The 11,792-nt window shown below is 48.8% G+C and carries 12 protein-coding genes; 8 read left to right on the forward strand and 4 right to left on the reverse strand.

Annotation, left to right across the window (positions count from 1 at the left end):
- Positions 1-373: 373 nt before the first annotated feature.
- From NFR99_RS03715 to NFR99_RS03745, 7 genes are all read left to right on the forward strand, one after another.
- Positions 374-979 carry an anthranilate synthase component II gene (locus NFR99_RS03715; RefSeq protein ID WP_251352789.1) on the forward strand — a complete coding sequence of 202 codons (606 nt, stop codon included), beginning with the start codon at positions 374-376 and terminating at the stop codon, positions 977-979.
- Positions 957-2,300, forward strand: coding sequence for an aminodeoxychorismate synthase component I (pabB, locus tag NFR99_RS03720; protein WP_251352791.1), 1,344 nt, complete (start codon positions 957-959; stop codon positions 2,298-2,300). The genes NFR99_RS03715 and pabB overlap by 23 nt, the downstream gene beginning before the upstream one ends.
- Entirely contained in the window at positions 2,297-2,953 is a 657-nt protein-coding gene (locus NFR99_RS03725) for an HAD family hydrolase (RefSeq protein ID WP_120483179.1), read from the forward strand. Before pabB ends, NFR99_RS03725 begins: the two co-directional genes overlap by 4 nt.
- A 12-nt stretch (positions 2,954-2,965) precedes the next feature.
- On the forward strand, positions 2,966-3,697 hold the full coding sequence (locus NFR99_RS03730; protein ID WP_251352793.1) for an aminotransferase class IV: 732 nt from the start codon (positions 2,966-2,968) through the stop codon (positions 3,695-3,697).
- A gap of 60 nt (positions 3,698-3,757) precedes the next feature.
- Positions 3,758-4,177, forward strand: coding sequence for a protease complex subunit PrcB family protein (locus tag NFR99_RS03735; protein WP_120483175.1), 420 nt, complete (start codon positions 3,758-3,760; stop codon positions 4,175-4,177).
- Positions 4,178-4,343: 166 nt separating this feature from the next.
- Entirely contained in the window at positions 4,344-5,912 is a 1,569-nt protein-coding gene (locus NFR99_RS03740) for a DUF3794 and LysM peptidoglycan-binding domain-containing protein (RefSeq protein ID WP_120483173.1), read from the forward strand.
- A 95-nt stretch (positions 5,913-6,007) separates the two neighbouring features.
- Complete coding sequence (locus tag NFR99_RS03745; protein ID WP_120483171.1) at positions 6,008-6,838, forward strand: Mrp/NBP35 family ATP-binding protein; 831 nt, start codon at positions 6,008-6,010, stop codon at positions 6,836-6,838.
- Positions 6,839-6,895: 57 nt separating this feature from the next.
- Here the strand turns inward: NFR99_RS03745 and NFR99_RS03750 are convergent, their stop codons facing one another.
- Genes NFR99_RS03750 through coaBC form a run of 4 tightly spaced genes read right to left on the reverse strand, consistent with a single transcriptional unit; the run spans position 6,896 to position 10,849 of the window.
- On the reverse strand, positions 6,896-8,044 hold the full coding sequence (locus NFR99_RS03750; protein WP_158604833.1) for an AI-2E family transporter: 1,149 nt from the start codon (positions 8,042-8,044) through the stop codon (positions 6,896-6,898).
- Positions 8,045-8,055: 11 nt separating this feature from the next.
- Positions 8,056-9,408 carry a TrkH family potassium uptake protein gene (locus tag NFR99_RS03755; RefSeq protein WP_251352795.1) on the reverse strand — a complete coding sequence of 451 codons (1,353 nt, stop codon included), beginning with the start codon at positions 9,406-9,408 and terminating at the stop codon, positions 8,056-8,058.
- A gap of 3 nt (positions 9,409-9,411) precedes the next feature.
- On the reverse strand, positions 9,412-9,639 hold the full coding sequence (locus NFR99_RS03760) for a hypothetical protein (protein WP_251352797.1): 228 nt from the start codon (positions 9,637-9,639) through the stop codon (positions 9,412-9,414).
- A 1-nt stretch (position 9,640) separates the two neighbouring features.
- Entirely contained in the window at positions 9,641-10,849 is a 1,209-nt protein-coding gene (coaBC, locus tag NFR99_RS03765) for a bifunctional phosphopantothenoylcysteine decarboxylase/phosphopantothenate--cysteine ligase CoaBC (protein ID WP_251352798.1), read from the reverse strand.
- A 203-nt stretch (positions 10,850-11,052) separates the two neighbouring features.
- Here coaBC and NFR99_RS03770 point away from each other — a divergent pair, with 203 nt between their 5' ends.
- Positions 11,053-11,769, forward strand: coding sequence for an ABC transporter ATP-binding protein (locus tag NFR99_RS03770; RefSeq protein WP_251352801.1), 717 nt, complete (start codon positions 11,053-11,055; stop codon positions 11,767-11,769).
- Positions 11,770-11,792 lie beyond the last annotated feature (23 nt).

Genomic DNA, 11,792 nt, shown 5'->3' on the forward strand with positions numbered 1-11,792 from the left:
GAACGGGCAGGCTTGCATGCCCACTCGGCGACCACCGCGGCAGAGAAACACGCGCTGCGTGTTTCTCCGACGGTTAGTTCACCGGCGCGTTGTCTCCGTCCGTGTGGGATATGCGGCAGGCTTCCCGGCGTACGGCGTAAACATGAGGACTATCGGTTCCGTGACTGTCCGGAGTAAGCACAGAAACTATCGGTTCCATAACTGTATGGTGTAAGCGGCAACCTCCTCGACAAACCGCGATTTGAAATTAGGTGAAAAAGTTCTTGCGTACGTGCAGGATTTACGGTACACTGTCTGAAAGAGGCGAGGATACGGACCTGACAACTGCCGGGATAACGACTATGCCGAATTTATTTCGGAAAGGCGGGGTTCTATGTATTTTATGCTGGATAATTATGATTCGTTTGTCTATAACCTGTCGGCTTATTTCAGGGAGCTGGGGCAGGAAGTTCTGGTAAAGCGTGAAGGTGAAATTACGCTTTCGGAGATTGAGGCGCTGTGCCCGGAGGGGATTATCTTATCACCGGGGCCGGGAAAGCCGTCTGACGCGGCAGCATCGCTGCGGATTCTGGAGAGATTTAAGGGGAAAATACCAATTTTGGGCGTATGTCTGGGACATCAGGTAATAGGCCATTATTTTGGCGCCCGGGTGGAAAAAGGCAAATGCCCCGTGCATGGGAAGGTGACGGAAATTATTCACAGGGGCGGCGGGGTTTTCGCGGGGCTTCCGCGAGATTTTCTGGTAACGCGTTATCATTCGCTGACTGTATCGGGGAGAGATTTTCCGCAGGAGCTGCTTATAGATGCAGTATCTGAGGAGGGGGTAATTATGGGAATTTCCCATCGGATATATCCTGTTTACGGGGTGCAGTTTCATCCGGAGGCAGTGTTAACAGAATATGGTAAAGAGCTTTTGGAGAATTTCGGAAGAATCTGCCGGGAATGGAGGGATGTTCATGCGGACTATAAGAATGCTTGAGGATTATCCGGCGCTTTCGGGGATTTTTGATTTGTTTGCAGAGGAGGAGATGTCGGTGTTTTTGGATTCTTCCCTGCAAAATGAACTGGGGCAGTATTCAATTGTGGGAGTTTTTCCATACCTGACGCTGAAAAATGGGGATAAATTTACAGTGAACGGCAAGGAATGTGAACAAAGCTTTGAAGTATATGTAAAGGAGTATCTGGAAAATCACAGGGATGAAAATGATACCGGGCTTCCGATTGTTTCAGGGGCTATCGGGTATTTTTCGTATGATTACGGAAGGGAGAAAGAGGGTGTGGAGAGCTGCCACAAGGAGAAAGTAGATATCCCGGCGTGTATTCTGTGTTTTTATGATGTGTTCCTGGTGGAAAGCCACAAGGAGAACAGGTTGTATTTGATTGCAAACGGAAAGACAAAAGACAGCGGGGAGATGCTGGATGAAATTTTGAAACGAATCAGGGAAGTTTCGGATGAGGAGGAAGAGGCGGCGGCCTGTGAAATTCAGACGGAGTCAGATTTTGAAGAAAGCGAGTATTTAAAAGCGGTGGATGATGTGATAGACTATATCACGGAAGGCGATATTTATATTATGAATATGACCCGTCAGCTTGCTGTACGCAGCAGGCGAAGCCCGTATCAGGTGTTCCGGGCGCTGCGCAGGAACAATCCCTCTCCCTTCGGCGGGTATTTCCAGTATGGGGATTTTCAGGTGGTGTGCGCTTCGCCGGAGCGCTTTCTCCAGATGAGAGGCGGCCATGTCGTGACGCGCCCTATTAAGGGGACGCGGAAAAGAGGGGAAAATCCACAGGAGGACGCCATGCTTAGAAAGGAGCTTTGGGAGTCGGAGAAGGATAGAAGCGAACTGTTGATGATTGTGGATTTGGAGAGAAATGACTTGAACCGTGTGTGTGTGCCGGGGAGCGTGAAGGTAACGGAACTGTTTCAGATAGAAGAATATGCTACGGTGTTCCACCTGTCAGCGAACGTGGAGGGAGAGCTTGCGCCGGGGAAAAATGTAATGGATTTGATTGAGGCGGCATTTCCGGGAGGTTCCATCACAGGCGCGCCGAAACTGCGCGCGATGGAGATTATTGATGAGCTGGAGCATGGGAGAAGAAACCTCTATACTGGTTCCATGGGATATTTGACGCTGGACGGCGAATGTGATTTTAATATCGTCATACGAACTGCCTTGTATCAGGATGGGGTATATCATCTGGGCGTGGGCGGAGGAATTACCTGTGAGTCAGAGCGGGGATTTGAATATGAGGAGACGCAGCAAAAAGCAAAAGCAGTACTGGAGGCAATGCAGGGATGAAAAAATATATCTTGTTTGATTTAGACGGAACATTGACAGATTCGGCAGAGGGCATTATCCATTCCGTGGTTTATGCGTTGGAGTATTATGGAGTTTATGAGAAGGACATACAGAAGCTGAGAAGGTTTATCGGGCCGCCTCTGCAGGAATCTTTTATAGAATATTACGGGTTTGACGCACAGAAAGCGGGCGAGGCAGTGTGGAAATACAGAGAGTATTTTGCGGATAGAGGAATGTTTGAGAATAGTGTGTATCCGGGAATCCAGGAGCTTCTGGAAGAGCTGAAAGCCAGAAGCTGCCATCTGTTTGTAGCTACTTCGAAGCCGACGGTTTACACGAATCAGATTCTGGAGCATTTTGGGCTTATGGGATATTTTGACGATGTGCAGGGAAGCAATCTGGACGGAAGCAGGACCAAGAAAGAGGAGGTCATTCGGTGCGTGCTGGATGGAAACGGGATTTCTGACATGGGAAGCGCCGTTATGGTTGGAGACAGGAAACATGATGTACTGGGCGGCAGAGCCTGTGGGCTGGACACGGTAGGGGTACTATATGGGTTTGGGAGCCGCGGGGAGCTGGAGACGGCGGGAGCTGGGCAGATTGTGCCGGATGTGGAGGGGCTGGGCAGGCTGCTGCTGAGCAGCGTGTGTTAAAAGGAGAGAAAGATGAATATCGTATTGGATGAAGGGTATCTGTTTGGCATAGGAGCTTTTGAGACGGTGGCGGTTTATGACCGCCCTGTTTTTTTAGACAGGCACCTGGCGAGGCTTGCAGAGACGCTGGAATTTCTGGGAATCCAGAGCCGGGTGACGGAGGATGAGGTGTCTGCATATCTGGAGGAAAAAAATATCCGCGCAGGGGTATTGAAAATTGTGGTATCCGGAGAGAATAAGCTGTTTTTGACCAGAGAGAACCATTATACCAGAAAAGATTATGAGCGTGGGTTTGTGATGGATTTTTCTGAGGTGAGACGTAATGAAAGCTCGCCGTTTACCTATCATAAAACGCTGAATTACGGAGAATGCATTCTGGAAAAGCGCCGGGCTGCTGCCAGGGGGCTGGATGAGGTGGTTTTCTTAAATGGGAGGGGGGAAATCTGTGAAGGCGCAGTTTCCAATGTGTTTTTTGTCCGAAAGGGAGAGATTTTTACGCCAAAGCTTTCCTGCGGCCTGCTTCCGGGGATTATGCGCGGGTATGTGATGGAATGCTGCGATGTGGAAGAGAGGAAGATTTTTCCGGATAGTTTAGGGGAGTTTGAGGAGTGTTTTGTTACAAATTCACTGATGGGCATCATGCCGGTCAGCAGGCTTGGAGCTTATGAATTTGCCAAGAGGGATACTATAAGGCGCCTGCAGGAGAAATACCGGACAATCTGCGGAGGGGTTCTGTTTCCCTGAGCGCGCGGGAATAAATCTGCGTTGGCCATAATAGGATAAAAGAAAAAGCAGGTGGCAGGTATGAAATTGAAAAAGGGTTTGCAGATTTTTGGAATATGGTGCCTGAGTCTGATGATTTTGCTGACAGGCTGTGAGATGAAACAGGTAGGAAATATGGCGAAAACGGAAGTGGAATTTACGGTGGTGGAACCGGATGAGGTTCCATCGGAGCTGGCGGTGATTATTGAAGAGAATAAACAGGGAGAGATTAAGCTGACTTATGAGGATCAGGGGTATATGTACCTGGTACGGGGATATGGGCAGCAGAAAACGGGAGGATACAGCATCGCAGTAAATGAAGTATTTCTGGCGGAGGATGGGCTGCATGTAGACACGAGCCTGATTGGGCCGCCACGCGACCAGGAAATCCGGGACGAGGCTTCTTATCCTTATCTGGTTATCAAAATCGAGGCCCAGGAGGCGGAGGTTTTGTTTGATTAAGCGGGAAGGAATACTATGCATACGAAACAACCTTCTGCATAGAATGAAATAAACAGGAAATTGGCAGCAGCCGGGCTCTGTATCCGCTTGCCGTGCAGCTCCTGGTTAGGATGCAGATCCGGACTGTTACAGGAATTATGCAGAATATAGGATGGGAGGTTTTCGTATGGAATTGCTGAAAAAGAATATCCGCATGAACCGCCAGAAAGGCAGGGCGGTGAACCAGATTACCTTAGAGGAGGACATGAATGTACCTGACACTAAGCCGGATGCCGGGGATGTGATTCAGGAAGAAGGAAACTTAAAAATAGAGGAAACAAAAATTCTGGAAAACCAGGTTTTTCTAAGCGGGTATCTGGAGGTGAAGATTCTCTACGTCTCGGATGATGGGGAACGGCAGATACATAGGCTGGTCACGAAAATTCCGTTTGAGGAAAAGCTGAACCTGGAAGGCGCTATGGCGGGGGACAATATCCGGGTAAAATGGGATATGGAGGACTTGAGTGTCCAGCTTATAAATTCCAGGAAGCTAAGTATCCATGCCCTTGTTTCCTTTGCGGCCTCCATTGAGGAGCTTTATGATACGCAGGCGGCGGTGGAACTGCACGGGATTGATGAGGTGACAGCACGGACAAAAGAACTGACGACCCTTTCCTTGGCAGTGCAGAAACGCGATATTCTGCGTGTCAAAGATGAGATAAACCTGGCGTCGAATAAGCCCAACATTGGGGAACTGCTCTGGGACAGTGTTCAGCTGCGCGGAACAGATATCCGTGTGAATGACGGGCAGATTGATATCAGAGGAGAACTGTTCATTTTCGTGCTGTATGCGGGGGATGATGAAAATGCTACGAAGCAGTGGATTGAAACATCCCTGCCATTTTCAGGAAGCATCGAGTGCGGCGGCTGTACCTCATCTATGATACCGGACGTAGAAGTTACCCTTGCAGGAAGTAATTTGGAGGTGCGCCCTGATTATGACGGGGAGGAGAGGGTGATTCAGGTAGAGGCAGTCCTGGATCTGGATATCAAGCTGTACGAAGAGGAGAGAGTGGAAATACTGGCAGATGTGTATACTCCGCTGCGGCGGCTGGAGCCAATCACGACGCAGGAAGTCTATGAAAGCCTGGTAATGAAGAATTTTTCCAAATGCAGGACAAACGAGCGCATCCGCATGGAGCCGAACCGTCCCAGGATGCTTCAAATCTGTCACAGTAAGGGTGAAGTTAAGATTGATGAGACGCAGATTACCGACCGGGGCATCCAGATTGAAGGAGCGGTGTATGTCAGCATTCTTTACATCACAGCAGACGATAGCCTGCCTTTTGCCTTAATGCATGGCATGGTTCCTTTTCAGCATACCATTGAAGTGGAAGGAATCAATCCGGACTGCAGGTTCTCTCTGCAGACAGAGCTAGAGCAGCTTTCTACGATGATGATTGACAGTGAAGAGCTGGAAGTAAAGGCGTCTGTAAATCTTGGAGTGCTGATTGTCCAGGTGCATAATGAAGAATGCATCACAGATGTAGAAGAGCACGATTTGGATTTGAAGAAAATACAAGAGCTGCCGGGAATCGTCGGCTATATTGTGCAGCAGGGCGACAGCTTATGGGATATCGCCAAGACTTACTACACAACCCCGGGACGTATCTGCGAACTGAACGGCTTGGAAAGCGAGGAGATAAAGCCAGGGAAGCGCTTAATCATCATGAAAGATGCGGCAAAGATGCGGTAAACCATGCGTTTCCAGCCCTTGTAAAAATGCCGGAAACGGTGTAACATATAGAGAAGGGTGCCGGAAATCCGGTACGATGTAAGGAGGAAAATACAATGGCAGAAAAAGAATGCAGTAATACAGGCTGTACGAAAGAAAGCTGTGAGGGATGCCCGTCCAGGCAGCAGCCCCAGAGTTTTCAGGCTGAGCCGAACTGCTATACGGAGATTAAGCATGTAATCGGTGTGGTCAGCGGAAAGGGAGGCGTGGGGAAATCTATGGTGACCGCGTCCCTGGCGAATATGATGGCAAAGAAAGGATACCGTGTGGGAATCCTGGATGCGGATATCACAGGCCCGTCTATCCCTAAAATGTATGGGCTTCACGGTCCGGCGCAGGCGGGGGACGAGGGGATTTATCCTATGCTTAGTGAGAATGATATTAAAGTCATGTCTATTAACCTGCTGATGCCGGATGAAGAGTCGCCTGTTATCTGGAGAGGGCCTGTGATTTCAAATATGGTAAAGCAGTTCTGGACAGATGTTATCTGGGGGGAGCTGGATTATCTGTTCGTAGATATGCCGCCCGGAACAGGCGACGTGCCTCTGACGGTGTTCCAGTCCCTTCCGGTGGAGGGGATTGTTATCGTGTCGTCCCCGCAGGATTTGGTGCGTATGATTGTAAAGAAAGCCTACAATATGGCAAAGGCGATGAATATTAAAGTTCTTGGGATTGTAGAGAACTACAGCTATTTCAAATGCCCCGACTGCGGCAAAGAGCTGAAAGTGTTCGGTGAGAGCCATATTGATGAGATTGGGGCGGAACTTGGCGTTCCTGTTCTTGGGAAAATGCCGATAGAGCCGGAATTTGCGAAGTATGCGGATCTGGGGAATTTTGAACTGGCGGATAATTCGTACGTGGAAGATGCGTTTGCGGCGCTCCGCTGAGAAAGAAGGCTGCTGCAATAGGACTGTATTGCAGCAGCCTTAAAAATATCTATTTTATTATTCTTTGAGCATTTCATCTGTAATTTCTTTTTTTCTCAGGTTTTTATATACGTTTTCCCGGAAAAGCGCATAGAGTACTGAGACGAGGGGGACAAAAATCAACATTCCCAGGACGCCCATCAGGCTGCCGCCAATCGTGACTGCCGCCAGTACCCACAGGCTGGGAAGCCCCACGGAGTTTCCGACAATCCGGGGGTAAATCAGGTTTTCGTCAATCTGCTGCAGTACGATAATCAGTACCACAAACCAGAGAGCTTTCAGAGGGCTGCTTACCATAATCAGGAGCGCGCCCAGGGCGGTGCCTAAGAATGCGCCGACAACAGGAAGCAGCGTCATAAAACCAATCAACACCGATACGCAGGGGGCGTAGGGAAATCCGAAAATGATCATAGCTATGTAGCATAGAAGCCCGAAAGCGGCAGCTTCCGTACACTGCCCTGAGATGAATCCGGAAAAGGTACGGTTTGACAGCCGGCCTATTTTCAGGATGTATGTTACCGTATGTTTCGGAAGATATGCATAGATAACTTTGCGGGACTGCATTCCGAGTTTTTCTTTTTCTGCCAGAATATAAATGGAGAAGATAAATCCCAGCATCAAAGAGGTAAGTCCGCCGATAACAGATGTGGCCATACCTACTGTGGAGCTTACGACATTCCCTACGCTTTCCTGTAGAAATACCAGGGCTTTATGCGTAAGTTCTGACCAGTTCAGTTCTATAGACATAAGATATTTTGTTACTTCCGGATAGTTCTTTGTGACTTTGAGAAGCCAGTTGATTGTGTTGTCTAAAAATCCTGGGATGCCCTTGTTCAGCTGGCCCAGTGTGTCGACCAGTTCCGGTATCACCATGATTACTACAAACGCCACGATTCCCAGGGTCAGTAAGAAAGAAAGGGTGATGCTGACGGCGCGCAGCAGCATTTTTTTCTCTTTAAATGCCGGACCTATCATTCGTTCAATATTTTTTACAGGTACATTCAGGATGAATGCGATTGCCCCTCCCAGAAGGAAGGGAAAGAGGATGCCGACTAAATAAGAAACGATTCCGGGAAGCATAGAAAGATGGTTCAATCCCCAGTGGAGCAGTATTGCAAAAGTAATCATCAGCACTACAGTTCTTTTGTTTTTGATTTTTATTTCCATATCTACCTCCATTATCCGATTAGGATTTTTTCTTCCGGCAGTTCATAGGGAGAGATTTTTTTCCTTTCTGTAAAAGAGAGCGCCATAGACAGGCTTCCTACTCTTCCGCTGTACATCAGCAGGATCACTGCAAACTGCGAAATTGCCGTTAGCTCCCTGGTGATTCCGGTTGACATGCCTACGGTGCTGATTGCCGAAACCGTTTCCAAAAGTACATCCCGCAGATCCAGCGCCTGGTTTCCGCAGATAATCAGTGCGGCAGTCAGCGCCAGCAGCATATTGGTACATGCCACTCCGCTGGCTCTTTTGATGGCGTCGTCATCGATTCGCCGTCTGAAAATGTTTACGCCGCGGGTGCGTTTGATATTTGCCCGCACATAGAGAAGCAGGACCAGGAATGTGGTGGTTTTAATTCCGCCTGCCGTAGAGCCGGGACTGCCTCCGATAAACATTAAAATGATGCTTAAAAGCTTGCTGCTGTCGGAGAGCTGCGCGATATCTGTAGTGTTGAAGCCTGCGGTTCTTGTGGTTACGGAGTCAAACAGGCAGGTAAGGAATGTCTCGCCGCCGCTAAGCCCCAGCGCCAGGTTTTTGGACTCAAAGATATAGAAAAGAAAAGCGCCTCCAAACAAAAGCACAGTACTTGTGGTCAGTACGATTTTTGAGTGTACCCTGTATTTCTTAAAATGGATTCCGTGCCGGCTTACGTCATCCCAGACGATAAAGCCGATTCCGCCGATAAAAATCAGCGCTGTAATTGTCAGGTTTACCAGCCAGTCGCCGGAGTAATTTATCAGGGAAGAATATTCGCCCTGATATCCCATCAAGTCAAATCCAGCGTTGCAGAATGCGGATACGGAGTGGAAAATCCCGTAATAAATCCCGCGTAAAAATCCGAGTTCCCTGCAGAACCGCAGGGAAAGAAGCGCGGCGCCGGCGCCCTCAACTAATACGGTGCCCATGAGGATTTTCTTCATTAAATGGACAATTCCTCCTACTTGGAGGGCGTTTACGCTCTCCGAGAGCAAACCGCGTTCCCGAAGGCCGATTTTGCGCTTGAGTACGATGGAGAACAGTACGCTTACCGTCATGAAACCCAGCCCTCCGGTTTGGATAAGCAAAAGAATGACAATTTGTCCAAATACAGTCCAGTGCGCCCAGGTGTCGACCCGCACCAACCCGGTAACACAGGTGGCGGAAGTAGCAGTAAACAGGGCGTCGCCAAAGTCCGTCACTTCTCCGCTTCGGGCGGAGAAGGGCATCATCAGCAGGAACGTTCCAAAGAGTATCAGGCATAGAAAGCCCAGGGCAATAATCTGCATTTTACTCCGGCGGTTCATCCAGATTCTTAATTTCTTTTTCATAGCTTATATCTCCGTAAATGAATATCTCTGTTTGATTCCGGAAGCGTCTATATCGTATAGGATCGTGCCGTCCGCTAGAACGCTTCTTTCAAAAGTAAGTTCTTTTCCTTTGAATTTCCGATGCAGCCAGTCTTCAATGTTGTCTGTTTCAATTTCTTCAAAAAATACGTCGCGCATCTGGTTATTGGCGCATTCGTTAAAAATTTCCCATACTGCTTCATAGCATTTCATTCTAATTTCCTCCTCCTGGGTTCTTCTGCTGCAAAATGAAATCTACGATTTTTTCTGCCGCTGAGTCCTTGCTCATCAGCTCCAGGCTGATTTCCTGATCCTGTGTAATTAGCGTGATAATATTGGTATCCGTGCCAAAACCGGCGCCAGCCTGTTTTAGATTGTTTGCAGCAATCATGTCCAGATTTTTCCGCGCCAGTTTTTGGCGGGAATTCTCAATCATGTGTTCTGTTTCCATAGAAAATCCACATAAGAACTGGCCGGGCTGCTTATGCTCTCCAAGGTATTTTAAGATATCCTCCGTGCGCTCCAGCTCCAGAGACAGGGCGTCGCCTGACTTTTTCACCTTTTCGGCGCTTACATGGCGGGGGCGGTAATCTGCCACCGCGGCTGCTTTGATGATGATATCCTGCGCGGGAGCCCGCGAAGTTACCGCTTCGAACATTTCATGGGCAGACGTGATTTCTTCTACATGTACAAAAGGAGGACGTGGAAGCGGCGACGGGCCTGTTACCAGCGTCACATCTGCGCCCCGCAGCATACAGTTTTTTGCCAGGGCGTATCCCATTTTTCCGGTGGAATGGTTCGTGATGAACCGTACAGGGTCTATCGGCTCTGCCGTAGGGCCTGCCGTCACCAGGACTTTCATACCTTTCATGTCTTTTTCGCAGGCAAGTTCCCGAAGCAGGTAGTCAAGCAGCGTTTCGGGTTCCGCCATTTTACCGTCTCCTTCGTCGCCGCACGCCAGCAGTCCTGTGGAGGGCTTCACAATCTCAAACCCATTTTGCTCCAGGATTTTGATATTGTTCTGGACAATTCCGTTCTGGTACATACGGGTATTCATGGCCGGAGCTGTGATTTTCGGGCATGTGCAGGCAAGGACGGTAGTAGTGAGCATATCGTCTGCCAGGCCGTGCGCCATCTTACCGATGATATTTGCCGTAGCCGGGGCTATCAGCACAGCGTCCGCAAGCTTTGCCAATGCTACGTGCTCCACCTGAAATTCGAAATTCCTGTCAAAAGTATCCACCAGGCATTTATGGTTTGTCAACGTCTCAAAGGTAATCGGGTTGATAAAATTTGTGGCATTCTGCGTCATAATCACATGCACGTCACAATCCTGCTTTACCAGCAGTCTGGCGAGCACGGCAATCTTATACGCTGCGATCCCCCCCGCTACTCCTAAAATTACTGTTTTTCCTTTCAGCATTTGCATCATCCTTAACTATTATTTTTCATCCCCCTCAGGCGCGCCGGAAATACAGCGTATCCATAAATTGGGGCTTAGTTGTTAGTATATCGAATTATCACAAATAATACAATTTCTATTTTTAATTCAGGTAAAAAACGAGTGAAATCTCTCCCTATTTTATGATAGAATAAGGATACCTATGATGAACAGGAGGAAAACACATGGATAGGCAGGCAGACGGTTTTGTGAGGATGTCGGATGTGACAAAGGTATATAAAATGGGCGAGGTGGAAATCCATGCAGTGGACGGTGTTGATTTCTCCATTAAAAAGGGTGAATTTGTCATTGTAGTAGGTCCCAGCGGAGCGGGAAAGACTACGGTTTTAAATATATTGGGCGGTATGGATACGGTAACCCGGGGCGAGGTTTTTGTGGATGGAGAGAATATTGCCAAATATTCCCCCAGGCGGCTTACCGGGTATCGGAGGGATGATATCGGATTCGTATTCCAGTTTTATAACCTGGTGCCGAATTTGACTGCGAAGGAGAATGTGGAGCTGGCGCTTCAAATCTGTAAGAATCCACTGGACGCTAAAACGGTTTTGGAGGAGGTAGGGCTTGGAGCGCGTCTGGATAATTTTCCGGCTCAGCTTTCCGGCGGGGAACAGCAGAGGGTTTCCATTGCCAGGGCTCTGGCGAAAAACCCTAAATTACTGCTGTGCGATGAACCTACAGGGGCGCTGGACTATCAGACAGGTAAGGCGATTCTTAAGCTGCTCCAGGATATGTGCCGGGAGAAGGGGATGACGGTCATCGTGATTACGCACAATTCTGCGCTTGCGCCGATGGCGGACCGGGTGATACGGATTAAGAATGGAAAGGTGTCGCAGATGTACAAGAATGAAACGCCGCTTCCGGTGGAAGAAATCGAGTGGTAGGTCTATGGGGAATGCGCACTCGC

The organism is Hominisplanchenecus murintestinalis (genome assembly GCF_943193015.1).
GTDB lineage: Bacteria > Bacillota > Clostridia > Lachnospirales > Lachnospiraceae > Hominisplanchenecus_A > Hominisplanchenecus_A murintestinalis.